The organism is Paenarthrobacter sp. NPDC091669 (assembly GCF_044756725.1).
In the GTDB taxonomy this organism is placed as follows: domain Bacteria; phylum Actinomycetota; class Actinomycetes; order Actinomycetales; family Micrococcaceae; genus Arthrobacter; species Arthrobacter bambusae_C.
Window position 1 is genome coordinate 16,448 of record NZ_JBIVTK010000004.1, and the last position, 23,825, is coordinate 40,272.

25 protein-coding genes are annotated in these 23,825 nt (G+C 63.7%); 15 read left to right on the forward strand and 10 right to left on the reverse strand.

All coding sequences use genetic code 11. From position 1 onward, the window contains the following. The first annotated feature begins 28 nt into the window (after window positions 1-28). Window positions 29-1,057 (forward strand): serine hydrolase domain-containing protein, encoded by a 1,029-nt coding sequence (locus tag ACIQLI_RS07725; RefSeq protein ID WP_400386819.1) that lies wholly within the window; start codon window positions 29-31, stop codon window positions 1,055-1,057. Between the two features lie 25 nt (window positions 1,058-1,082). Here the strand turns inward: ACIQLI_RS07725 and ACIQLI_RS07730 are convergent, their stop codons facing one another. The 5 genes from ACIQLI_RS07730 to ACIQLI_RS07750 form a co-directional block, all read right to left on the reverse strand. Continuing rightward, the gene (locus tag ACIQLI_RS07730) at window positions 1,083-1,703 is read right to left on the reverse strand and encodes an L-threonylcarbamoyladenylate synthase (RefSeq protein ID WP_089595019.1); all 621 of its coding nucleotides are present in this window, start codon (window positions 1,701-1,703) and stop codon (window positions 1,083-1,085) included. A gap of 20 nt (window positions 1,704-1,723) precedes the next feature. Then, window positions 1,724-2,590, reverse strand: a complete 867-nt coding sequence (locus ACIQLI_RS07735) for an ABC transporter permease (RefSeq protein ID WP_400386823.1) — start codon at window positions 2,588-2,590, stop codon at window positions 1,724-1,726. After that, window positions 2,580-3,551, reverse strand: coding sequence for an ABC transporter ATP-binding protein (locus ACIQLI_RS07740; RefSeq protein WP_400386826.1), 972 nt, complete (start codon window positions 3,549-3,551; stop codon window positions 2,580-2,582). The genes ACIQLI_RS07735 and ACIQLI_RS07740 overlap by 11 nt, the downstream gene beginning before the upstream one ends. Next, window positions 3,548-4,714: an outer membrane lipoprotein carrier protein LolA gene (locus ACIQLI_RS07745; RefSeq protein ID WP_400386829.1), complete on the reverse strand. Its 1,167-nt coding sequence runs from the start codon at window positions 4,712-4,714 to the stop codon at window positions 3,548-3,550. The genes ACIQLI_RS07740 and ACIQLI_RS07745 overlap by 4 nt, the downstream gene beginning before the upstream one ends. Before the next feature lie 75 nt (window positions 4,715-4,789). After that, window positions 4,790-5,725, reverse strand: coding sequence for an N-acetylglucosamine kinase (locus ACIQLI_RS07750; RefSeq protein WP_400386832.1), 936 nt, complete (start codon window positions 5,723-5,725; stop codon window positions 4,790-4,792). 120 nt (window positions 5,726-5,845) lie between these two features. Here ACIQLI_RS07750 and ACIQLI_RS07755 point away from each other — a divergent pair, with 120 nt between their 5' ends. The 5 genes from ACIQLI_RS07755 (at window position 5,846) to ACIQLI_RS07775 (ending at window position 10,327) form a co-directional block, all read left to right on the forward strand. Further along, a complete protein-coding gene (locus ACIQLI_RS07755) occupies window positions 5,846-6,568 on the forward strand; it encodes a GntR family transcriptional regulator (protein ID WP_400386835.1) in 723 nt (240 codons plus the stop codon). A gap of 1 nt (window position 6,569) precedes the next feature. Continuing rightward, window positions 6,570-7,364: an IclR family transcriptional regulator gene (locus ACIQLI_RS07760; protein ID WP_400386838.1), complete on the forward strand. Its 795-nt coding sequence runs from the start codon at window positions 6,570-6,572 to the stop codon at window positions 7,362-7,364. A gap of 176 nt (window positions 7,365-7,540) precedes the next feature. After that, window positions 7,541-8,326 (forward strand): SDR family NAD(P)-dependent oxidoreductase, encoded by a 786-nt coding sequence (locus ACIQLI_RS07765; protein ID WP_400386841.1) that lies wholly within the window; start codon window positions 7,541-7,543, stop codon window positions 8,324-8,326. Window positions 8,327-8,366: 40 nt separating this feature from the next. Next, a complete protein-coding gene (locus ACIQLI_RS07770; protein ID WP_400386844.1) occupies window positions 8,367-10,040 on the forward strand; it encodes an FAD-dependent oxidoreductase in 1,674 nt (557 codons plus the stop codon). After that, window positions 10,037-10,327: a Dabb family protein gene (locus ACIQLI_RS07775; RefSeq protein ID WP_400386847.1), complete on the forward strand. Its 291-nt coding sequence runs from the start codon at window positions 10,037-10,039 to the stop codon at window positions 10,325-10,327. Before ACIQLI_RS07770 ends, ACIQLI_RS07775 begins: the two co-directional genes overlap by 4 nt. Here ACIQLI_RS07775 and ACIQLI_RS07780 read toward each other — a convergent pair. The 3 genes from ACIQLI_RS07780 to kynA are packed head-to-tail and all read right to left on the reverse strand — an operon-like array spanning window position 10,324 to window position 13,364. After that, window positions 10,324-11,193, reverse strand: a complete 870-nt coding sequence (locus tag ACIQLI_RS07780; RefSeq protein WP_400386850.1) for a PaaX family transcriptional regulator C-terminal domain-containing protein — start codon at window positions 11,191-11,193, stop codon at window positions 10,324-10,326. The two genes, ACIQLI_RS07775 and ACIQLI_RS07780, sit on opposite strands and share 4 nt — an antisense overlap. A 7-nt stretch (window positions 11,194-11,200) precedes the next feature. Then, a complete protein-coding gene (locus ACIQLI_RS07785) occupies window positions 11,201-12,439 on the reverse strand; it encodes a kynureninase (protein WP_400386854.1) in 1,239 nt (412 codons plus the stop codon). A 55-nt stretch (window positions 12,440-12,494) separates the two neighbouring features. After that, window positions 12,495-13,364 (reverse strand): tryptophan 2,3-dioxygenase, encoded by an 870-nt coding sequence (gene kynA / locus ACIQLI_RS07790; RefSeq protein ID WP_400386857.1) that lies wholly within the window; start codon window positions 13,362-13,364, stop codon window positions 12,495-12,497. 108 nt (window positions 13,365-13,472) lie between these two features. Here kynA and ACIQLI_RS07795 point away from each other — a divergent pair, with 108 nt between their 5' ends. The 6 genes from ACIQLI_RS07795 (at window position 13,473) to ACIQLI_RS07820 (ending at window position 18,152) form a co-directional block, all read left to right on the forward strand. Then, on the forward strand, window positions 13,473-13,991 hold the full coding sequence (locus tag ACIQLI_RS07795; RefSeq protein ID WP_400386860.1) for an HAD domain-containing protein: 519 nt from the start codon (window positions 13,473-13,475) through the stop codon (window positions 13,989-13,991). Between the two features lie 181 nt (window positions 13,992-14,172). Next, entirely contained in the window at window positions 14,173-15,378 is a 1,206-nt protein-coding gene (locus tag ACIQLI_RS07800; protein WP_089595030.1) for an inorganic phosphate transporter, read from the forward strand. After that, a complete protein-coding gene (locus tag ACIQLI_RS07805) occupies window positions 15,375-15,596 on the forward strand; it encodes a hypothetical protein (RefSeq protein WP_089595031.1) in 222 nt (73 codons plus the stop codon). Before ACIQLI_RS07800 ends, ACIQLI_RS07805 begins: the two co-directional genes overlap by 4 nt. 339 nt (window positions 15,597-15,935) lie before the next feature. Next, the gene (locus tag ACIQLI_RS07810) at window positions 15,936-16,703 is read left to right on the forward strand and encodes a hypothetical protein (RefSeq protein ID WP_400386864.1); all 768 of its coding nucleotides are present in this window, start codon (window positions 15,936-15,938) and stop codon (window positions 16,701-16,703) included. Beyond that, window positions 16,700-17,587 (forward strand): hypothetical protein, encoded by an 888-nt coding sequence (locus tag ACIQLI_RS07815; protein WP_400386874.1) that lies wholly within the window; start codon window positions 16,700-16,702, stop codon window positions 17,585-17,587. Before ACIQLI_RS07810 ends, ACIQLI_RS07815 begins: the two co-directional genes overlap by 4 nt. Window positions 17,588-17,600: 13 nt before the next feature. After that, the gene (locus ACIQLI_RS07820) at window positions 17,601-18,152 is read left to right on the forward strand and encodes a dihydrofolate reductase family protein (RefSeq protein ID WP_400386876.1); all 552 of its coding nucleotides are present in this window, start codon (window positions 17,601-17,603) and stop codon (window positions 18,150-18,152) included. Between the two features lie 4 nt (window positions 18,153-18,156). Here the strand turns inward: ACIQLI_RS07820 and ACIQLI_RS07825 are convergent, their stop codons facing one another. Further along, window positions 18,157-18,621, reverse strand: coding sequence for a hotdog fold thioesterase (locus tag ACIQLI_RS07825; protein WP_400386878.1), 465 nt, complete (start codon window positions 18,619-18,621; stop codon window positions 18,157-18,159). A 160-nt stretch (window positions 18,622-18,781) separates the two neighbouring features. Here ACIQLI_RS07825 and polA point away from each other — a divergent pair, with 160 nt between their 5' ends. Continuing rightward, window positions 18,782-21,424: a DNA polymerase I gene (polA, locus tag ACIQLI_RS07830; protein ID WP_354227242.1), complete on the forward strand. Its 2,643-nt coding sequence runs from the start codon at window positions 18,782-18,784 to the stop codon at window positions 21,422-21,424. An 86-nt stretch (window positions 21,425-21,510) separates the two neighbouring features. Beyond that, a complete protein-coding gene (locus ACIQLI_RS07835; protein WP_400386880.1) occupies window positions 21,511-22,827 on the forward strand; it encodes a GNAT family N-acetyltransferase in 1,317 nt (438 codons plus the stop codon). A 33-nt stretch (window positions 22,828-22,860) separates the two neighbouring features. On the opposite strand, the gene ACIQLI_RS07840 is transcribed toward ACIQLI_RS07835, so the two are convergent. Further along, the gene (locus tag ACIQLI_RS07840) at window positions 22,861-23,124 is read right to left on the reverse strand and encodes a hypothetical protein (RefSeq protein ID WP_400386883.1); all 264 of its coding nucleotides are present in this window, start codon (window positions 23,122-23,124) and stop codon (window positions 22,861-22,863) included. On the opposite strand from ACIQLI_RS07840, the gene ACIQLI_RS07845 reads away from it, so the two are divergent. Beyond that, window positions 23,114-23,818: a polysaccharide deacetylase family protein gene (locus tag ACIQLI_RS07845; protein WP_400386886.1), complete on the forward strand. Its 705-nt coding sequence runs from the start codon at window positions 23,114-23,116 to the stop codon at window positions 23,816-23,818. The two genes, ACIQLI_RS07840 and ACIQLI_RS07845, sit on opposite strands and share 11 nt — an antisense overlap. Window positions 23,819-23,825 lie beyond the last annotated feature (7 nt).

Below are 23,825 nucleotides of genomic sequence, written 5' to 3' on the forward strand. Positions count from 1 at the left end.
GCAGCCCACCACGCCAACACCGCCTCAGGTGACAACAACGGTGGCACCTACGACGACGACCCCTCCTTTGGTGCCGACGGTCACCGAAACACCAAGCGGGCTGCCCACGGACACCTCCTCGGTTTCGCCGGCCTTCCAGGAGCTCCGGGCCACCTTGGAGCTCTTCTCCCGGGAGAAACTGGAGGAGGGTGCCTCGGCGGTGCTCATCAGGGCAAAAGTCGGCCGGCAGGAATGGACCAGCGCAGCAGGATTGAGGAGCCGGGAAGTGCGCACGGCAGTCCAGCCCGGCGACAGCTTCCCTGTGGGTGGGCAACTCCGGACCATGGTGGCAGTGTCCATTTTCAAGCTCGCGGAAGAGGGGCTGCTGACGCTGGACGACGCCGTCACCACGTACCTGCCGGGTTCCGATGCTGCGGGCCGCCCCCTCACCATTCGGCAGCTCCTGGGAGTCACGACTGATCTCCCGGACATGACGCCTGCCCAGGCTGATGCCTTGCTGGGACGGGTGGTGGAGCAGCTCCGGGGTTCCCCGCTGGAAGCCGTCCTGCGGGCCGACATCCTGACGCCCCTGGACCTCGGGGCCACCCAGCTGCTGGTCCCAGGCTCCACGATGCCGGATGACCTTGTGCACGGTTACATCCAGGTGAGCGGCAAAACCGTGGATGTGACGTTTCCCTCTGCGCCACCCGGGATTGCACCAGGCGGCCTGGTGTCCAGCGTCGGGGACATCAGCACTTTTCAGGACGCCTTGCTAAGGGGGCGGCTGTTGGCACCGGCAAGCCTCATTGCCATGAAGGGCACCGTATTCGCCGAGTACGGCCTTGGCTTGGACCATTGGGACGACCGTTGTACAAACGGCTACTATTACGGCCATGCCGGAGATGTCCCAGGCTACGGAAGTGTTGCCCTCAGCAGCGCCGACGGCAACCGCCAGCTGGCCATTTTCGTGGCCTACCCTCCGACGCCTCTTGTCACGCAACCGTCCGCACTTTCCCTGGAGATGACAGGCGTTGCCCAGGTGGCCTTGAACTCAGGCTGCCGCTTCCAGTTCCGGTGAGCGTGCTTTCCAGGCATACTCACGCTTACTCGAAGCGTGAAGTATCGCCCATTCCGCGACGCACAACCTCGGCCACTCCGCTGGAGAAATCAATCACGGTAGTGGGCTCTGAGCCGGTATCGCCGGCGTCGATAACGCCATCCACCTGGTTGTCCAGGAGTTCCTTGATTTCCCAGCCCTGGGTCAACGGTTCTTCCTCGTCCGGCAGCAGCAGGGTGCTGGAGAGCAGAGGCTCGCCGAGTTCGGCCAACAGCGCCTGGACTACCTTGTGGTCGGGAATGCGCACCCCCACGGTCTTCTTCTTGGGGTGCAGCAGCCGCTTTGGGACTTCACGCGTGGCCGGGAGGATGAAGGTGTAGCTGCCGGGAGTGACGGCCTTGATGCTCCTGAAAATGTCATTGTCCAGCATCACGAACTGACCCATCTGGGCAAAGTCCTTGCACACCAGGGTGAAGTGGTGTTTGTCGTCCAACTGCCGGATGGTCCTGATCCGGTCCAGCGCTTCCCTGTTGCCGATCTGGGCGCCCAGCGCGTAGCAGGAGTCGGTGGGGTAGGCGATCAGGCCGCCGCCTTGGAGCATGTTCACCACTTGGCCGATGGCGCGTGGTTGTGGATCTTCCGGGTGCACGTCAAAGAATCTGGCCATGGGAAGAGCCTACGACAAAGCTACGACAAGACGTCCTTGCTGGAGAATTTGGCGTAGGCCAGCGCGCCGCACACTGCGATGTACCCGGCTTGGAGGAGCGCGTTGTCGCCGAATGACGTCCAGGAGATGGGTTGCCGCAGCAGATCCGCGAAACCCAGCCAATGGTGGCTGAACAGCCAGGGGTGAAGCCATTCAAGTTGGGGGAGGTTGTCCAGTACTTGCGAGACCACCGATAGGACGATCGTGGCCGCCATAGCCCCCACCGGTACGTCCGTGAACGTCGAAATGAGCAGGCCGATCGCCGACAGTCCCAGCAACGAGACCGTGATGTAGGCAGCGATCAGCAGTGATCGCACGGTGGATTCACCCACGCTGATGGTGTCCCCGGACAGCAGGGTCACCGGCCCCACAGGAAAAAGTACGACGCCGGCCAGGGCACCGGAGGCTGCGACAGTCGCCGTTGCGGCGAAACAGAAGGCAACGGCCCCGGCATACTTCACCAACAGCAGTCGGATCCGTCCTGCGGGAGCCAGCAGAAGGTACCGGAGAGTTCCACTGTTGGCCTCTCCCGCGATGGTGTCTCCGGCCACCACGCCAACGGTCAGCGGCAGGAACAGTGGAACGCACACCACCAAGGCAGTCACAGCCACGAAGAGACCGTTCTGGGTGATGCGATCCAGGAAGAGCGGTCCCCGCCCGGGCGTCGTGGGCCGGGACGACAACTTCACCGCCACGGCAATCAGCAGGGGAACTGCAGCCAAGGCGATCAGCATGGCCCACGTGCGGAGCCTGCGGAACAGCACGGACAGTTCGGAGCCCAGCAGCGCCCATCCGACTCCGGGACGAGCAGCGGCCGGGGCACGGTGACCAGCAGGTTCAGCCGACAACGTCGAACCCCTCTCCGGTCAGTGACACAAAGCGTTCTTCGAGGCTCGCGTTTTCCACGGCGAAGCCACGGACCCGGACACCCCCGGCAACCAGCGCGGCCACGATCATGTCGGGTTCCATGCCATTGAGCCCAGTGCCCAACAACGCCGTCTTTCCCCAAGGGCTGCCGGTACCGGGCGCTTCGCCGGGAACCATTCCCAGGCGGGCCAGGACGCCGGCGGCACGTTCGACGTCGGGTGTGTGGACCACAACGTGAGCCTCCCCGGCGGAGCGCAACTCATCCAAAGGTCCTTGGGCAACCAGCCGGCCGGCGCTCATCACGCCCACGTGGGTACACATCTGTTCCACCTCAGCCAGCAAATGGCTGGAAACGAACACGGTGGTCCCGCCCGCGGCCAGGGCACGGACCAGGCCCCGCACCTCCCGCGTGCCCTGCGGGTCCAGTCCATTCGTTGGTTCGTCGAGGACCAGCAGTTTGCGTGGCCGCAGCATGGCGTTGGCCAGGCCAAGGCGCTGCTTCATGCCCAGGGAATAGGCACGGACCTTCTTGCCCGCGGCGTGGCCAAGCCCCACCTGCTCCAACGCTTCATGGACGCGTTGCCGTCTGGTGGACGAGGCAGCATGGCGGTCGGCCGTGTCCAGGCGCATCAGGTTGCCCGTACCCGAGAGGAACGGATAGAAGCCCGGACCCTCCACCAAGGCGCCGACATCCGGCAGCACGGTCGCCAGCGACTGCGGCATCTCCTGGCCCAGCACGCGGATGTCGCCGCTGCTTGCTGAAGCCAGGCCCAGGAGCACCCGGATAGTGGTCGTTTTTCCCGAACCGTTGGGCCCCAGGAAACCGAAGACAGAGCCGCGGGGGACTGCGAGATCTATTCCATCAACGGCGGGCCGGTGTCCGTAGCGCTTGACGAGGCCGTGCGTTTCTATGGCGAAGTCAGTTGGAAAGGAGTCGCTCACTGGGCGGCAGCGGCTGACTGGAGCCGTTCCAACGGCACCATGCCCGCGTAGACGCGGCCGTCGTCGAGAATCAAGATACTGACCAGCGACGTCGTCAACGCACGGCCGCCGTCAACAGGTTGCAGGGCCTGGGAGAGCTGTGGGTTTGACGTGAGCCCGGCCGGGGCAGAGCCCGCCGGCACGGCGACAACCAAATCCCAACCCTCACCAGTGATGGTGGGGCGGGGCCGGACATGCTCCGGCGCACCTTCCGGTGTGGGCGTGCCGGGAGCGGCCATGGTGGGTACCGGCTTGGCCGGCAGTGCCTTTTCCGTCACGGTGGCGCCCGGCGGCGGGGTGAACTCGAACAACGCAGCATCCGGGGTGGACAGGTTCACCTCAGTGAAGGCCAGTGAATACGCGGGGTCGGACTGACCTTTGGCCCGCACTTCAACGCCCAGGGGCAGGCCGGTCTCAGCATCAACATCGATCGCCACAGACTCAACCAAGGTCGCGGTGCTGCGGGGATGCAGGCTGAGCCGGTACGCACTGCGGCCGGCAACCGAGGAGGAATCACCAACGGATACCTCGGTGCTGTCGTCGATCGCCGCCAGGAAGCGGCTGGCCATGGCCTCGGGTGTGGGCAGGTCCCGTGAGGACATGTCCGGTGAAGGCCGGTCCGTTGAGGGCCGGTCCGTTGATGAGGTGGGCGGAAGCGACGGCCTGGGGCCCGCGAAGGACGGGACCTCGGCTGGAGATGGCTGTGGCGCAGTTAAATGCGTGGCGCTGTTGTCCGCCGAGTTGTAGAACCAGGCGTCACGCCCGTTGATCACCACGTCACGCTCGGCCATACGGTCCATGATCTGCAACCGGGCCTTGGACGGACCGTCGAGGTAAACCCGGGCTGTGTGGGAGCCGGTCAACAACTCCATCGCAGAGGCCGCCCCGGGGGCAATCCCGGGGCCCGCCGCGGGGATTTCCGGCAAACCCAAAGCAGCGGTTTGTTCTACGGTGCCGGACAACGCACGAACTTCCGTCCGGGCAATCATCGCCAGGATTTCGTCAGCGGTCTTGGCCGGGAGGGAAACGGTGGCGCCGGCTTGAACCGAGCCGAACACGGCGGCCATCGCTGCAACAAGCGCGATCACGCCGGCAGGCAGCCATCGCTGCTTGGACCGCGCCATTGTCACCAACCACCGAACGTGAAAGGCATGAACCCAGACTACTCCGGTTACCTGTGCGGATCACCTGTCCGCGTGTCAGTCCTTGATGAGTTGGCGTGCAAGTTCCACCGCCCCGTGGACCGGGGTTTGGGAGAGAATCCGGATCGACGACGGATCTTCCAGAGAGACCTTCCGGGCAACGGAGCCCGCGAGTTGGCTGTGGTTGACCAGTAAGCTGCCGGCCATGACCAGCGGCAGCTCAAGGCCGAGCTCTCCCAGGACCTGCCTGGCCAAACTTGCCAAGTGGTGGGCGGCCTCAGCCTGAATCCGCACGGCTGCCGGGTCGCCTTCGGCCGCGAGTTCAAGGACCAGCGGGGCGAGAGTCGCCCAGTGATCCGGCTCCGGCTTGGCGTAGAAGGAATCCATGAGTTGCAAGGCGTCCACATTGGCCGTCGCGGCCATCAGCGAGCGGACCAACGTCCCGGGTTCCAGGCCTGCGTAGTACTCCCGAAGGGCTTCACGCACGGCGTCACGCACTACGGAGTAGCCACCGCCCTCGTCGCCCAGCAAGTAGCCATAGCCGCCACTGCGGGCTTCCACCCCGTCTGCGTTTCTGCCCCAGGCCACCGAACCGGTACCAGCAACCAGGACAACCCCGGCATCCAGGCCTGCAGCTGCGAGGACGATGCGCGTGTCATGGACCACCTCGACGCGGGCGCCCGGAAAGTGCTCAGTCAGGAGCGCGGACAGCACAGCCCGGCTGGCCGGGGTGTCGGCGCCGGCTGCGCCGGCACATACGGCTTCGATTCCGCTGCCCACGCTCGCGGCAATCCTTCGCAGAACTGCGTCGGCTCCTTGGTGGCCCACGGAGGAAAGATTGGCGCTCGCTTCGGTGATTTCGACGCCCCCGCCCTCCGCGGGGGTTCCGTCCCAGCGAACGGCATGCGCCTTGGAGCCGCCGATGTGCAGGCCGAGAACCGCCGGCCCGGAACTCTCCCCGCCGTTTTCACGCAACTGCTGTATATCCTCCAACTGACGTCCCTTCGTTTCCTGGCTTTGTCAGGTCAGCCTTTGTCAGGTCAGCGTGGTGCACGTGAGCCCAGTTCACATTGGCATAGACCAATTATGTTGTCTACAAGTAGGATGTCCAATATGCCCACAGACGTCGCGCCGGCAACGCCCAAGTACTACCTCCTCAAGACCGAGGTTCTTGGGCTCATCGCGGGCCTCCAGCCAGGAACGCTGATCCCCACCGAACGTGCATTGGCCGGGAGGTACGCCACGTCCCGTACTACTGTCAGGCAAGCGATCAGCGAACTGGTGGCCGAGGGCAAGCTGGGGCGGATCCAAGGGCATGGAACCTTTGTGGCCCCTCCCAAGGTGACGCATGTCAGGCAACTGACGTCCTTTTCCGATGACGCCCGCAACCAGGGGCTGCGGCCGGATTCCCGGCTGCTCTCCCTGGATGTGGTCGGGGCCGATGACGGCGTCGCAGTCCGGTTGGGACTTGAGCAGGGCCAGCCTGTGACCCGGCTCGAGCGCATCCGGTTGATTGAGGGGGAGCCGCTGGCCCACGAGGTCGCCTGGCTTCCAGGCAGGCTGCCGCGCTTCAAGTCCCATCTGGCTAAAGCCGGTTCGCTCTATGCCGTACTTGCCGATGTCTACGGCCTCCGCGTCGCCGAGGTTGAGGACACCGTGGAGACGGCCCTTGCCGGCCCGGAGGATGTCAGGCTGCTGGGGATCGAGATGGGCGCGCCCCTGTTGGTGGTCCACCGCCTGGCCCGTGACGCCAACGGCGCGCCGGTGGAATGGACCCGGAGTGCGTTTCGTGGTGACAGGTTCCGGTTCGTATCCCGCGTGAAGTCGGGAGGCTGAGGTGGCCAACTCGTCCTCGGGGGAGTCAATCATCAGGCGCCTGGTCCGACTGGTGGGAGCGTTCGACGACGCCCACCTCACCATGAGCGTCGCCACCCTGGCCAGGCGCTCCGGGCTTCCCGTGACAACTACCTACCGCCTGGTGGACGAGCTCTTGAATGAAGGTTTGCTCGAGCGCGAAGCCAATGGCGAGGTGCGGATCGGCACCCGGCTGTGGGAGCTGGTGTCCAGGAGCTCACGGATGGTGGGCCTCCGCGAAGCGGCCCTGCCCTTCATGGAGGATGTGCAGTCAGTGGTCCAGCACTCCACCACTTTGGGAATCCTGGATTCGGACGAAGTCCTGTATATCGAACGGATTGGCTCCCGGGATTCCCAGGTGGACATCACCAAAGTCGCCGGACGCCTTCCGGTTCATGGAACCTCGTCGGGGCTGGTGCTGCTGGCTTATTCGCCCCCTGCGTATCAGGACCTGTTCCTGTCGCGCACGCTGGAGAAATTTACCGATGCAACGCTGACCCAGCCCACTGACCTGCGCCGCCACCTGGCAAACATCCGGCAACAGGGGTTTACGTCCATGCCCGGAATCATCGTTCCGGAGTCCAGCGGAATCGCAGTCCCCATTTTTGGCCGTGCGAATACGGTGGTCGCCGCCCTGAGCGTCGTGGTACCCAGACATGAAGAAAACGTCGCAGCCCGGGTGCCGGTCCTGATGACTGCGGCGCGCGGCATCTCACGGGCGCTGGGCTGGCGGGGAGAGCTCAAGGGCGCTGTCCGGCAAAGCAACGGAAGCATCTGATTACCGTTCATCGGTAACCCTGTGGTTCCACTCACAAGCGCGCTGGCAGAGTGGAACCCAGCAGGGCATCACTGCCCAATCTCCACCTCTTCAGGGCCCCTGGGGCCCTGTTCCGTGCTGCCCTGCGTCGTACGCAGGTTTCAGTAGCCGCAACGCCGCGGCAGGAGGAGTTGGTCATGGAAACAGCAACGCAGGCAGGGCAGGAGACCTTCGGCGGGAGAGTGGCCGGCAAGGTCGCCGTGGTGACCGGAGGCAGGGGAGACCTTGGCGGTGCAACCGCCCGTCTGCTTGCCCTCCACGGAGCGCTCGTTGCCAGCCTGGACCGGGCAGGAACATCCGCCACAGCAAGCCACTCAAGGATCACTGAGTACGACGTCGATGTCACCAATGAAGCCAGCGTCGCCAAGGCCGTGCAGCAACTGACCGCTGACCTCGGCGCACCGGACATCCTGGTCAACGCGGCAGGAATCATCGGTCCGGCAGGTGCCAGCCATACTGCCGGCATGGACCAGTTCAACCTCATTTTCGACGTCAATGTCAAAGGCGTGTGGCTCCTGACCAAGCACGTCGTTCCGGCCATGATCGCCAAGCAGTCCGGCAGCATCATCAACTTTTCCTCCATCCATGGATTGACCGGTGGGCGCAACGTCCCCCTGTACCACGCCACCAAAGGAGCCGTCCGGCTCTTGAGCAAGTCGGATGCAGCGGCCTATGGCGCCTACGGAGTCAGGGTGAACTCCATCCATCCAGGATCCATGAACACCCGGATGAGCAGGCGCTCGGCAGAACAGTCGGACATCGGCGCGGAGGCCTACTATCAGCAACTGGTGGGCGGAAACCCGCTCCCGCGCCAGGGTGAACCGGACGAGATCGCCTACGGAGTGCTCTATTTGGCTTCCGATGAGTCCCGGTTCACCACCGGCTCCGAGCTGGTCATCGACGGCGGTTACACGGCCGTCTGACAGCCCCCCCCATCCATCACGTTCTTTGAGAGGTACCACCATGAAATTCCTGAACGGCACACCTTCCGATACCTATGACGTCGTCGTCGTCGGTTCCGGTGCCGGCGCCCTGACTGCAGCCGCCACGGCCGCACGTGCCGGCAAGTCCGTCGTCGTGCTTGAAAAGACCCACTTGCTGGGCGGAACAACCGCCGTCTCAGGAGGCATGTTGTGGGTCGCTGACAACCATCATGCCCGCGAAGCCGGGCTGAGCGACTCCAAAGAAGCGGCGGCCCAGTACGTCCGAGCCGTTGCCCGGGGCCGGAGCCGCGAAGAACTTCTGGACGCGGCGCTGACCTACGGCGACATCATGCTCCGCTTCGCCGAGGACGAATGCGGAGTCCGTTTCATCTTCCTGGACAATTTTCCGGACTACCGGCAGGACCTGCCCGGTTCCGTGGAAGGCGGCAGGACAGTTGAACCTGACCTGTACAACATTCGTGAAGCGCTCGGCGGGCTCGCCGGCCACGTCCGTTCCGATGGCCGGGCCCCCTTCACCATGCAGGAGTACGAGGCCTGGGGCGCTTTCACCAAGTTTCCGTGGGCGCAACTGCAGCAACGGCAGGAGCAGGGGCTGGTTGCCAAAGGCCAGGCGCTGGTCTCCATGCTGTTGGCCAGCCTGGTGCGGGATGACGCTGCGCTGGTGGTCGGCGCCCGTGGGCATCGACTCCTGAACGACGGCGGCAGGGTAGTGGGCGTGCAATTGGCGTCAGGCGAAACCTTCCATGCAAACGACGGCGTGGTCCTCGCCACGGGCGGCTTCGAGTGGGATAAGGCGCTGGCGGACTCGCTGCTCGCCTCACGCCTGTACATCATGTGCTCCCCGCCCTCGAATACCGGCGATGGCCTCAAGATGGCGCAGCGGGTGGGGGCACAAACCCGGGGAACCCGGGAAGCGTGGTGGGCTCCCATGTCCATTACGGGAGACACCCGGGATGGTGAACCGGTTGGTACGCTTCTGCGTTTTGAGCGGCAAGGGCCAGGATCTCTCATGGTCAACCGCCATGGCCGGCGGTTTGCCAACGAATCCCAGAACTATAACGACCTCGCCCGCTGCCTCCAATCATGGGATTCGCCCAACAACCAGACCCTGAACACCCCTGCCCACGTGGTGTTCGATCACAGTTACCTGGAGCGCTACGGCATCCTCGCGCATCGGGCAGGACAACCGACGCCGGCCTACCTGATGGAAGCCCCCACGCTGCTGGATCTGGCAGGGCAGATCGGCGTCCCGGCCGACAATCTGGCGGCCACCGTCGAACGATTCAACCACTATGCAGTCAACGGCGAAGACCCCGATTTCGGCCGCGGCGAAAGTGCCTACGACAAATATTGGGGTGACGACGACTGCCCTTGGCCCAACCCTTCCCTGGGTCCGCTGCAGTCCGGTCCGTTTTATGCGATGGAGGTGGTCAATGGTGCCTTCGGCAGCAACGGAGGCGTGGCCACTGACGGCCTGGCACGGGTCCTGGACGTTGACGGGGAGCCCATCCCCGGCCTGTTCGCCGCCGGAAACACAACGGAGAATGCCTACGCTGCAGGCTACCCCGGGGCGGGTGCCACCCTGGGGCCGATCATGACCATGGGCTATCTGGCAGGACGCACCATCGCAGGCGAACCGGCAGAGTACACGTCCGCGGGGTATCAGGGCGTAGCAGCAGGTGTTGAAGCATGATTCGACACGCGGTGCTTTTCAAGTTCAAGGCCGACTTTCCCGAGGCGGACAAGGCTGCCTGGCGGGATGGCCTGGACAGGATGAAGGGCAATATTCCCGGCCTGCTCCAGCTCACGCATGGGCCGGATGTCCTCCAGCATGACCAGTCCTTCGACTACGCCATCGTGGCTGACTTCCGCGCCGTGGAAGACGTAGAGGTATACGCCACGCATCCACTGCACGAGCCGCTCAAGAAGTACTCCTATCCCAACAGCGAGCAGATCATCGCCGTGGATTTCGCGCTCTAGCCTGCCGTTTCCTTCAAGGTTCGGCGAACAAACTCCGCACTGGGCTCCGCATAGGCGGCAACGGTCCGGCTGAACAGGGCCGAACCTTCGGCCCCGGGCCAGTCCTCCGGCAGGAATGCAGGAGGCAGCCCGGGGTCGAGGTACGGGATGATCCGCCATCGGTCGATGCACTGCACGTAGGTGGAGAACGCTTCAGCAGAAGGCTCTACCGTCCGGCCGGAAGACACGGGGACGCCACCACCGATGGCGCCGGCCGAACCGTGCTCATGGATAAAGTCCCTGTGCAGTGCGGCCACTGCTTCCAGGTCCCACCATTTGGAGGCTGCGTCCCGAAGGCTGCCGCCAACCATGGGTGTTTCCGTCACGAAGATCGTCGCCATGTCCCGGAGCGACAAATCCGTCAGGATTTCCTCCACTTCCCCACGCAGTGAATCAGGGCAGATCCACAAACCCGCCGCCACGGTCCCGCAACCGATCCAATGGAGCCGGCGCCGCAGCTGATGCCGCTTTTCGCGTTCCGTCTCCGGAATGGAGAAGGAGATCAGGCACCAGGGATCCTCCAGCGACATGCTCCGTGGGTTGTAGATCCGGCGGTCACCGCGCGCCAACATGGTGGCGGCCCCGTCGGTGAGCGTGAAACCGGGAACCCCGGCACGCGCCTCCTGAAGCACCACATCCTTTTTGCGCAACCGGCCCAAGGCGGTCCGGGTCACTGTTCCCGACGTGCCCAAGGCCTCCATGAGTGCCACGATGTCCTTGGCAGACATCCATCCGCCGGCGTCGCGCAGGTACAGGCCGATCACGGTACGCAGCAACGACGTCGTACTCCCCGGGCGGGAGTCCATGTCATCGAGGACGGCACTCATTTCCGGCTCACTGCATTTCGGAGAGTGCGTCGTGGATGGCTGCCACTCCCAGTTCAACTTCGGCAAAGCTGGTGCTCAAGGGGGACAAGCCAATGCGCAGGCCGTGCGGGGGACGGAAGTCGGGGATGACACCCTTTTCCCATAGCCTCGCCGTGACGTCTGCGAACAACGGGTGGTCCACGGTGATGTGGGATCCGCGCTCGGCCACATTGCGGGGGCTCACGATCTCCGCGCCGAGAGGCACCAGGAGCTCCTCGGAGAGTGCGATTGCATACTCGGTGAGCTTGATGGACTTTTCCCGGACCGCGTCCATCCCCACGGAGGCAATCAGTTCCAGCATGTCCTTCATGGGCTGCATGGCCAGCACGGGAGGAGTTCCCGTGATGAACCTGCGCATCCCCTGTGCGGGACGATAGGCGTCCGTCATGCCAAACGGATTATCGGCGCCCATCCAACCCCAGATGGGTTGCTGTAAACGATCCTGCTGCGTTGCGTTGACGTAGGCGAAGGCCGGCGAGCCGGGACCGCCGTTGAGGTACTTATAGGTGCAGCCCACTGCAATATCCACGCCCCACTTGTCCAGCTCCATGGGCACGGAACCTACGGAGTGGCAAAGGTCCCAGAGCATCAGGGCACCTGCCTGGTGAACCTTGGCGGTGATGCCCTCGGCGTCGGCCAGGAAGCCTGACCGGTACGCAACATGGCTGAGGACCACCACTGCGGTCTTCTCGCCCAGCAGTCCGTCCAGGTCCTCCGAGCGGACACCACTGGCAGGGTTCGCAGCGATCCACTTGATGCTCGCCCCACGTTCCGCGGCAATGCCCTCAATGATGAACCGGTCGGTGGGGAAGTTATCGCGGTCAATGATGATCTCATCCCGACCCGGCTGGGCATCCACTGCGGCGCGGATCATCTTGTAGAGCATCACGGATGTGGAGTCGCCTACGGTGGTCTGCCCTGCGGCAGCGCCCAGTGTCACCTCGCCAATGCGGTCTCCCACGACCGTCGGCTCATCCATCCACTGCTCGTCCCAACCCCGGATAAGGCGGCTGCCCCAAGCCCGGTGCACAAACGATTCGAGGTTCCCTGCCGTGACCTTCAGCGGGCGTCCCAGTGAGTTGCCATCCAAATATGAGGTGAGTTGGGCGGCGTCGGGCGCGTAGAAGGCCTCGCGTTGGGCGGCGAGGGGATCAGCGGCGTCCAGTTCGGCCGACGTTGGCCGTTGGGTTTGCTGTGCTGTGGTCATGGTTCCTCCTGCGGAAGTGTTGGCCCCGGCGATGGCCGGATGGTTGCCTGGGTGCTTAGTTGCCGATTTCGGTGCGTACGGCGTAGAGCTCGGGGAAGAAGGTCAGGTCCAGGGCGCGCTTGAGGAAGTCCACGCCGGACGATCCTCCGGTGCCCACCTTGAAACCAATGGTTCGTTGAACCGTCCGCAGGTGGCGGAAACGCCATGCCTGGAAGTTGTCCTCAATGTCCACCAGGTCTTCGCAGGCTTCGTAAAGGCCCCATTGGGTGTCGTCCGATTCGTAGATCTTCTGGAAGATCGGGACCAAATCCTTGCGGAAGGTCCACGGCTCGCTGGTGTCCCGTTCAAGGATGTCGGCGGGAATGTCATAGCCGGCGCGGGACAGCACTGCCAGGAAGGCGTCATACAGCGTGGGCTCTTCCAGGAGCTTGCTGAGCAAAGCGTGAGCCTCGGGTTCGCTTTCGAAAACACGCAGCATCCCGCGGTTCTTATTGCCCAGCAGGAACTCAACGCCGCGGTACTGATAGGACTGGAAGCCGGACGAGCTGCCAAGGAACCCCCGGAACTGGGCGTATTCACGTGGCGTCAGCGTCCCCAGGACCGACCATTGCTCCGTCATGGTTCGCTGGATGGCCTTGACGCGTGCGATGCACTTCAGCGCCTTGCCCAGATTGTCCGCGTCAAACAGTCTGCGGGCTTCCAGAAGTTCGTGAAGGACCAGCTTGAGCCAGAGTTCGCTGGTCTGGTGTTGGATGATGAACAGCAGTTCATCATGGTGTTCCGGCTCGCTCAGGGGATGTTGGGAGCTGAGCAGGTGATCGAGGTCCAGATATCCGCCGTAGGACATGGCATGGCGGAAATCGGTGCGGACCGTGTCCTCGATGTCCCGGACGCTGTGGGCGGAATGGACTGTGGGCTTTTCCATGCTCTGAGATTATCACTTCCATGACGCACGTCAAGGGATTGATTTCCGGGTGCGGAGGATTACCGTCACGTAGGCTGAAGCACAACCGTTGGGGAAGGGGGGAGTGCGATGGAAAGTGCGGAAAGGGCTGCCGCGCCCGTGTCGATCTACCTCGACGTCGACGGCGTGGTCAACCCCTTCAGTCCGGTCGGAACCACTGAATGGGGTGGCCAATGGACCACCGCCGACGCCGGGATTTTGGAGGTGGTCTTCGCGCCGGAACTCGTGGCTGGACTTAATGACCTTGCCCGGCATCCGGCTGCGCGTTTCGTGTGGCTGACCACGTGGGAGCGCCTTGCGCCCGAGTTCCTCTGCCCGGCTATCGGCCTCAAGGGGGAGGATTGGCCGGTACTGTCCAGCCAGGGCTGGGACCAAGGTCCGGAGTGGTGGAAACTTGTCGCCCTCCAAAAGGACCTGGCGGCTGCGGGAAGCCAGCGGATCGTATGGTTGGACGACCAACTGAGCCGGGAGTCCGACGCCCGCTCCTGGGCTGAATACCAGCACGACCGTGTGCTTTGCATCTCACCTGATCCCCGCAAGGGACTGTCCCCAAGCCACCTTGAAGCAGTACGGAAGTATCTGGGATGAAGCGAAGGCCGTGTACGTTTGTCCGCTCACTGGATGCCACGTAAGATTCTTAAGGTTTCAAGCCCGCCAGAGTGAATTCCGCAAGCCCGGTCAGTTGAACACTTGCTGAACTATGCTGTGGGTGGCAGGTACGGGGAAGTGAAACTGCTGAACGTCGACGACTCTGCAGATTGGGCAACAGGTGGATATCACCTTCATGGTCGCGCTGGTAATAGCGTTGGCCCTTTTCTTTGACTTCACCAACGGGTTTCACGACACGGCGAATGCGATGGCCACGCCTATCGCCACGGGGGCGATCAAGCCCAAAACGGCCGTTGCCTTGGCCGCTGTGCTCAACCTCGTCGGCGCGTTCCTCTCCACGGAAGTGGCCAAGACCATTTCCGGTGGACTGATCCGGGAGGGCTCGGATGGTATCCACATCACCCCGGACATCATCTTTGCCGGACTCATGGGCGCAGTTCTCTGGAACATGGTCACGTGGCTCAAGGGCCTGCCATCGAGCTCTTCGCATGCCCTGTTCGGCGGCCTGATTGGCGCGGCAGTGGTGGGCATCGGGCTCCACTCCATCAACTTCGAGACCGTGCTGCAGAAAGTGATCCTGCCCGCGATCTTCGCGCCGTTGATCGCCGGCCTGGTGGCTTACATCTGCACCCGCCTCGCCTACGCACTGACCTCGCGACACGATCCGGAAACCGGTGACAAGCTCACGCAGAAACGCGGCGGCTTCCGTACCGGGCAGATCTTTACGTCCAGCCTGGTGGCTCTCGCGCACGGCACCAATGACGCCCAGAAGACGATGGGCATCATCACCTTGGTTCTCATCGCAGGTGGAACCCAGGCTCCGGGCAGCGGTCCGCAGTTCTGGGTGATTGCGGCCTGTGCCTTCGCCATCGCCATCGGAACCTATGCGGGCGGCTGGCGGATCATCCGCACCATGGGCTCCGGCCTGACCGAGGTCAAGCCCGCCCAGGGTTTCTCTGCCGAAACCAGCACGGCTTCGGCCATCCTCGCCTCCTCCCACCTCGGCTTTGCCCTGTCCACCACGCAAGTCGCTTCGGGATCGGTCATCGGCTCTGGCCTTGGCCGTAAAGGCACCTCGGTTCGTTGGGGTACCGCAGGCAAGATCGCGTTGGGCTGGCTCTTTACCCTTCCGGCCTCGGCCATTGTCGGTGCGCTGACGGCGCTCTTGGTGAGCATCGGCGTCGTGGGCGTCATTATCGCGGCAGTTGTTGGAACATCAGCGGTGCTTTTCATGTTCGTGGCCTCAAGAAAGTCGCACGTGGGCCACCACAACGCCGTCGAGGTTGAAGAAGCCGGCCACGCCGTCCGGTTCCGCAAGAAGAAGAAGACCCGTAAGACCACCCAGAATGAGGATGTGCAGCGATGAAATGGTTGGAATTGCTGCAGGTAGGTGGAGTCACCCTGGTGGCAGCCGTGACCTTGGTGGTCCTGTATTCACTGGGGGTCCGCCTCACGGCGATCGCCGGTGACGCCCAGCAGAAGTCGCCTGTGCTGGTCCGGTCCCTGGCCTATGTTTGCTTTGGCGTGTGCGCCGCGGCCGTGCTGTTCGGGATCTACCTGATTGTTCCCTACTTCGGAAAGTAGCAGCCTCTCTGGCAGTCAGGGGCTTTCGGGAGAATAATCAGCAGTGTAGTTATGCACATAACTGCGTGGTTGTGATCCGGCAGATGCGGGGCTGTCATGAATTGCCCATCCCGAAGCCATCCCATCCGACTGGCCCTGGTTCCGGTCTTGATGCTGGGGCTCTCCGCCTGCCTTCCGCCCGCTGCTGAGGGTGGGGGATCACCCCCTCCGGGTTCCACCTCTTCCACGGCCGCCAACACCGGGCAACCAGCACCAAGCACGCTTGTTCCTACTGCCACACAACCGGTTGGCCCGGCAGGCCCCGGGGCGCCGCAGGCAGATGCTCCAGTGGTTCGGTGGGTGCCCATCGGACCGATTGGTCCGAATGATCCCACCTCAGGTCAGCGCTATCTGCTGCTCCAGCAGTTTCAATGCGATGCCTTGGTGCAGAGCGTGGAGGGTGCCGAGGACGCGGCAGTCTGGCTGGCGGGCGCCGCCGTGTGCAAGGCGCTTCAAAGCGGGAGCCAGCAGGATTGGCAGCGGGCTTCCATCGCAGTTGCTGCCACGCCACGGATTCCGCAAACCCAGTGCCTTGAATTCCGGGTGGCAGCCACTTCGGCGTCACTGCTCGCCCAACACCGCAGCAATCCCGACGCCGTTTTCACCGTGGAGCCGGGACAGGGCGAAGCATGCCCGAGGCAATTGGTTGGATTGACGGTGGTCGACGAAGAGCTCAGGCCGATCCCCGGGCTGGCACGCGCGTCCGGGCCTGGCAGTGGTGGAACGATCGTTCGATTGGACGGCTACTACGTCCGGGTGGGCGACGTCCTGTTCGACGGTGTTCCCGTGGATGCTGAGTTCGTTGGCGCCAGGGACGACTACCAGCCCGTCTATCTGCGGATGCCCTCCTCCGGTGGCCGGGACTCGATCCGGATCTCCATCACGGACACCGTGGATGTTGCCGGAACGGTGACCTTCTTCTATGACGACACCGGAGGTGCCTCTGGATCCGCGCCACCCCCGGAAACCGCAAGTCCGAGCACTGGCACGCCTGGCAGCAGTCCCTCCGACGCTCCATCCCCCACTGCGCCGCCGTCCGGCGATGCCTCCCCAACGGCTGCGCCGTGAGCGACACACCGGATACCGAAGAAGAAATCAACAACACACGCTGGCAGCGGACCCTTGAGGTCCTCTCCGTCATCGGCCCGCCTCTGACCATAGCCACGGCGCTGTTGGTTTATTTTGGGTGGGCCCGCACTGACGCGCAGGCCAAAGCCATGGGCCTCGATGTCAGCCTGTTCGGTTACACAGTCCAGGACTTTGTCCTGAGGAGTATCCAATCGCTTTTCCAGCCGTTGGCATGGCTCGTGGTCATCGGTTTGCTGTGGTTCATGCTGGACCGCGCAGTATCCCGGCTCCTTGAAGCCGGGCGGCACAGAAAAGCCGTCCACTTGACCGCCACCCTTGTGATGTTGCTCGGCTTTGCCTATGCCTCGGCGATGTGGCTGGCCATTTCAGCACGTCCCGGCCAGATCGTGCTGTACGCGCCTTTCCTGATCGCCGGGGGATTGGTGGTGGGGGCCTGGGGCCTGAGTGTGCGACGCCGGGCGGTTGAGCGCGGCCACGCGGCGCCGAGGATCACCCCAAGGGCCCTTGAGAGGTCGCTGGTGTTCGTGCTGGTGACGCTGCTGTTGTTTTGGGGTACGTCGGACTACGCCCAGGCACTGGGGCGCGGTGCCGCCCTCGACTACCAGGAACGGTCCAGCCTCTTGCCCACGGCGGTGGTGTACAGCAAGGAGCGTCTTGCAGTGGGTGCCCCGAACGTCCGCGAGGAGTCTGCGGGCTCGGAGGCGGCGCCCCTGTATCGGTACACCGGGCTGCGGTTGCTGGTGGTCAGCGGCGGACGGATCTTCCTGCTCAACGAAGGCTGGTCCCTTGAGCGGGGCCGCGTGGTGGTGCTGCAGGATGACGGCAGTGTCCGCGTGGAGTATGGGAACCCTGCGTCGGACTGACTAGTCTGGGCCCATGTCGACGTTTCAGTACTACGTAGCTTGCACCATCGACGGCTTCATAGCCTCCCCGGAGGACGACCTCGGCTGGCTCCTGCAGTTCGACCGGGTTGAAGGCGTGAACCAGGGCATCGAGGCCTTCATGGCGGGCGTCGGGTGCGTCGTCATGGGCGGGGACACCTACCGCTGGCTCATGGAACACGAGCCCGGCCAATGGCCCTATCCGGACACTCCTTGCTGGGTGTTCACCCACCATGAGTACTCGGCTCCGCCCGGAGCCGACATCACTTTCGTCCGCGGAGACGTCCGCGAGTTCGCCCCGGACCTGCTTAAGGACGCCGGGGACAAGAATGTCTGGTTGGTGGGCGGAGGCGACCTCGTGGCCCAGTTCGCCAATGCCGGGCTGCTGGACGAGATGATCGTCACGATCGTGCCCGTGGTGCTGGGCGCGGGGAAGCGGCTGCTGCCGCTTAAGGGCCCGACGGCGCCCCTTGAGTTGGTCTCGCACAAGATCATTGCCGGGGCCGCGGCCGAGCTGCACTACCGGCTGCCCAAGGGCACTGTTTAGGTCATCAGTGGCGGTTGTCCCGGATCATGTTGGTGATCCGGGCAGTCGAGAGCCGGCGGCCTTTATCATCGGTAATGACGATCTCGTGGGTGGCCAACGTGCCGCCGAGATGGATGGCCGTGCAGGTGCCCGTCACCAGCCCACTGGCCACGGAACGGTGATGGGTGGCGCCCACTTCGATGCCCACTGCGTGCCGGCCCCGGCCGGCATGGAGCGATGCGGCGAATGATCCCAATGTTTCGGCGAGGACTACGTGGGCTCCGCCATGGAGGATGCCCGCAACCTGGGTGTTTCCTTCCACCGGCATGGTGGCGACCATTCGTTCCGCGCTCATCTCCGTAAAACGGATCCCGAGCTTTACCACCAGCGCTCCCACACCGTGGGCTGAGAGCCATTCGTGGAATTCTTCGGGCACCCCTGCCTCGTTGAGCTCATCGACAAAGGGGTTCGGCGTGAAATTGTCCATCATGCCAACTAGGCTGGCATCTGTGAGTGAAACAACCAAACCGGACCAGGTTCCAACGGCCCAAGCTGCTGCCATCGCGACAGCACCCACCCCCTCTGCCACAGCATCGGCCAGCACCGCGGGGGAGGGGCGGCCCAGGTTGCTGGTCCTGGACGGCCACTCCATGGCGTTCCGGGCTTTCTACGCCCTTCCCGCTGAGAACTTCTCCACTGCCAGGGGGCAGTACACCAACGCGGTCCATGGGTTCACGTCCATGTTGATCAACCTGATCAAGGACCAGAAGCCCACGCACGTCGCCGTAGCCTTTGACGTCTCTGACGACACCACGTTCCGCAAGGCCGAATACAGCGAATACAAGGGCGGGCGCAACGCGACGCCCGCAGAGTTCGCGGGCCAGATCGGCCTCATCGCCAAGGTCATGGAGGCCTGGGGCATCAAGACCATCGCCATGCCCGGATACGAGGCAGACGATGTCCTGGCCACGTTGGCCGCGCAGGGCGACGCCGCCGGCTTCGAAGTCCTTCTGGTCTCCGGCGACAGGGATGCATTCCAGCTGATCAACGACAACGTCTTTGTGCTCTACCCCAAGCAGGGCGTGAGCAACATCCCCAGGATGGACGCTGCGGCCATCGAAGAGAAATACTTCGTCAAGCCCGGCCTGTACTCGGATCTCGCCGCCCTCGTGGGCGAGACCGCTGACAACCTGCCCGGCGTTCCGGGCGTTGGCCCCAAGACAGCCGCAAAGTGGATCAACCTCTACGGTGGCCTCGAAGGCATCCTGGAAAACCTTGATTCCATCGGCGGCAAGGTGGGCGGGGCACTCAAGGAGAACCTGGAGAACGTCAAGCGCAACCGCAGGCTTAACCGGCTGCTGACCGACCTCGAACTGCCCCTCACCCTTGCCGACCTGCATGAGCCACGTCCGGATCGCCAGGCGATCGAGGAACTCTTCGAGGAACTTGAGTTCAGGACCCTCCGCACGCGGCTGTTCGATCTTTACGGTGATGACACCGCAGGGGAGGCTCCGGACACCCTTGAGGCCCCGGAATTCGCGACGCTCACTGATGCTTCCGGGTTGGAGTCCTTCTTCACTGCAGGAGCTGGGATGCGCTCCGCCCTCGCCGTACACCTGGTTCCCGGCAGGATCGGCGACGATGCGAATGCCCTGGCTGTGGTCAGGAACAACGGCGCCGCGTATATAGACCTCACCACCTTGGACGCGGCAGCGGAGGCCGTAGTGGCTACGTGGCTGCGGGACCCCGAAGAAGCCAAAGTCCTGCACGAGTTCAAGTCGGCACTTAAGGCCCTGCACCACCGGGGGCTGGCCTTGGAAGGCGTAGTGGATGACACCTCCATCTCGGGCTACCTGATCCAGCCGGATCGCCGCAGCTACGACCTCGCCGAGCTCGCCCAAGTGCACTTGAAGATCTCACTCAGCACGGCCGTTGCCAGCTCCGGCCAGCTGGAGCTTGACCTCTCCGGTGAGACGGACCAAGCTGCCGCAGCAGCGCTCGTTCAGCAGGCCGCCGTCGTGCATGCCCTCAGCAAGCACTTCGAAACTGAACTCGCGGCCATCAAGGCCGATGCCCTGTTGACCACGCTGGAACTTCCCGTGGCCCGCGTGCTCGCCCACATGGAGCTGACGGGTATTTTCGTTTCCACGGACCGGATGGACGAACAACTGGCCGACCTCACCAAAGTGATTGAAAATGCCCAGGAACAGGCGTTCGCGGCAATCGGTCACGAGGTGAACCTGGGTTCTCCCAAGCAGCTGCAGACCGTCCTGTTCGAGGAACTGGGGCTGCCCAAGACCAAGAAAATCAAGTCCGGCTACACCACGGATGCTGCGTCCTTGAAGGGACTGCTGGAGAAGACCGGCCACGAATTCCTGGTGCAGCTCATGGCCCACCGTGAGTCCTCCAAGTTGGCCCAGATGGTGGAGACGCTCAAGAAGTCCGTGGCAGATGATGCGCGCATCCACACCACGTACGCCCAGAACATCGCCGCCACGGGCCGTATTTCTTCCAACAACCCCAACCTTCAGAACATCCCTGTCCGCAGTGAGGAAGGCCGGCGGGTCCGCGGAATTTTTGTGGTCAGCGAAGGCTACGAGTGCCTGTTGTCGGCAGACTACTCGCAGATCGAAATGCGCATTATGGCCCACCTTTCCGGTGACGAAGCACTGATCCAGGCATACCGCGATGGAGAAGACCTGCACCGTTTCGTGGGTTCCCGGATCTTCAATGTCGAGCCGGCCGACGTCACCAGCGCCATGCGATCCAAGGTGAAGGCGATGTCCTATGGCCTCGCGTACGGACTCACGTCCTTCGGACTCTCCAAGCAGTTGGAGATCTCCGTGGACGAGGCACGGACGCTCATGAAGGACTACTTTGACCGCTTCGGCGGCGTGCGCGACTACCTGCGTGGTGTCGTCGACCAAGCACGGACGGACGGCTACACAGCCACCATCGAAGGCCGCCGGCGCTACCTCCCTGACCTGACCAGTACCAACCGGCAGGCGAGGGAAGCAGCAGAACGCATCGCCTTGAACTCGCCCATCCAGGGCTCTGCAGCAGACCTCATCAAGCGCGCCATGCTGGGCGTGTCCGCCGAGCTCGCCAGCCAGGGCCTGAAGTCCCGGATGCTGCTGCAGGTCCACGACGAACTGGTACTGGAAGTGGCACCGGGAGAGCGTGAAGCCGTGGAGAAGCTGGTCATCGAACAGATGGGATCAGCTGCCGAGCTGTCCGTTCCCCTCGATGTCCAGATCGGCGTTGGCTCCAGTTGGTACGAGGCCGGGCACTAGCCCGGTCCCGGAATTTCCGGGTATCGCCGCAGGGCGCGCCGCCGAGATGGTGGCGCGCCCTGCGGCGTCTGGCTAGGCTCGGGATCGTGGCTGATCCCAATGAAACAACCTCCCGAAAATATTCCATCCAGCGGTTCCCCGCTGTCGCCGGCAAGGACGACTCCGATGCCTATGGCCGCTGTGCCACCTGGGTGCAGGCTGTATCGCACGGATTCCACCAGCAACGGCGTGATGACGAGTACCTCGCGAAGACCCTCGCCGCCTACCAGACCGACAAGCGCGAACTGACGGGCGTCTACGTCAACGGCACGGTCCCTGAGCACTCTCTCGGAGCGAATGTGCCGGTGGCAACCTATGCCACCATGCGCAAGGCCCTTAATATCGGGTTTGGCCGGCAGCTTGAGTCCAACCTGGTCACGGCTGTGACGGTCCGCGGAACACACCGCCGCCAAGGAATCCTGCGTGGCATGATCACGGCCGACCTGGAGGGTGCCAAGGATGACGGCCTGGCCATGGCGGCACTGACGGCTTCCGAAGGATCCATCTATGGTCGTTTCGGTTTTGGTGTAGCTACTTTTGAGCGCAGCATCAAGGTCGACACCGGACCCCGCTTCCGGATGAAGGGACAACCCGAGGGAACCGTGGAAGTCGCGGATCCTTCCGTCCTGCTGGAATTGGCGCCCCGGGTGTTCGAGCGCGTCCAGCGTCTGTCGCCGGGCTCGGTGGACCGGCAGGAGTATTACCGGCTTGTTGCCTCCGGTTCCATCGGGCATGACGGCAAGCCCGACACCAGCGTCCGATGCGCCCTGCACTACGATCTGTCCGGAGCACTGGACGGCTACGTTTCCTACCGGTTCAAGGGTTGGGACCACAAGCCCTACACCATGGAAATTGTGGACTTCGTGGCCGCTACCAACGCCGCCTACCTTGATCTGTGGCGCTTCATGGGCAGCATCGACCTCATCGACGACGTGACCTGGGCCGAAGCCCCTGTAGATGATCCCTTGGCATGGGCCCTGGAGGACCCACGGTGCATCGAAGCCTCCGAGGTCCGCGACATGCTGTGGCTCCGGATCCTGGATACTCCGGCCGCCTTGCAGGCACGGCGCTTCGCCTCTGCAGGACGCCTGGTCTTGGAAGTGACGGACTCCCTGTCCTTGGCAGGCGGCACTTGGGTCCTGGAGTCCGACGGCGGTGCTGCCGCCATCGTGACTGAAGCCCCGGGCCAATCCGCGGATTTGACGTTGGACGTGGCCGACCTTGCGTCCATCTATCTTGGTGCGGTCTCGCCGGTAACACTTGCTGCTGCGGGACGCATCCGTGAGAAGACGGCCGGTGCCGCGTTCCTGGCCCAGCAACTGTTTGCGGTGGAACGCCCGGCGCATTGCCTGACGCACTTCTAAGCTTCACCGTTTCGTCAAAAACCGTAGCCACACCTAATTAAGGACATCCAAGGGGGATTCCAAGCGGCGGCCTTTGGCCGGCCGGCGATCAGTGCTGCTTGGAATGGCAGGCATCGCATCGGCTGCGTTGGCGGCATGCGCGCCGGTCGAAGAAACGTCAGTAGCGCCAACACCTGCGGTTGCGCCGGCGACAGGCCCGGCCACGCCACCGCCGTCGATTGCTGCCATATCAAGCGAGCAGGCCGTTGCTGCCCTTGCCCCTACGGCAACCGCGACAGCGGCCACAGTGCCCGGCAAACAGGAGATCCTGGCCGAATTCGCCGGCAGGCGGCCCAAGGAGTGGGGGCTGCACATCCCGGGAGTGGTCAACAATTCGCCGTCGAAGCACGTGGCGCTGACGTTCGACGCGTGCGGCGGTCCTGGGGGCACTGCTTGCGACCACGCCCTGCTGAAGACACTCCGTCGGCTCAATGTCCCGGCGACGCTCTTCATCAACAGCCGCTGGCTCCACGCCAACCCATCGCTGGCCGCCGAGCTGGCCGCCGACCCATTGTTCGAGCTGGCCAACCATGGCACCGCCCACCTTCCTTTGTCAGTGTCCGGAAAGTCGGCCTACGGGATCGCCGGAACGGCCAACGCGGCCGCTGCCTATGACGAGCTGATGGGCAACCAAGCGCTGCTGCAGGAGCTCAGCGGCGCGGCTCCGAAGTTTTTCCGGCCAGGGACCGCGTTCTACGACGATGTCGCAGTGGAGATGACGCGCAGGCTTGGCATGCTGCCGGTCAATTTCACGGTTAACGGAGACGGTGGTGCCACCTATCCGGCAGCCACGGTCGCAGCGGAGGTGGCGCGCGCGGCTGCCGGCGACATCGTCATATCGCACTTCAACAGGCCTGCTGCGGGCACTGCCGAAGGCTATGCCCGGGCCTTGCCGGGGATGCTGGGCAGGGGCGTCACGTTCGCCCGCCTGCGGGACGCGCTGACCGCGTGACACTCCT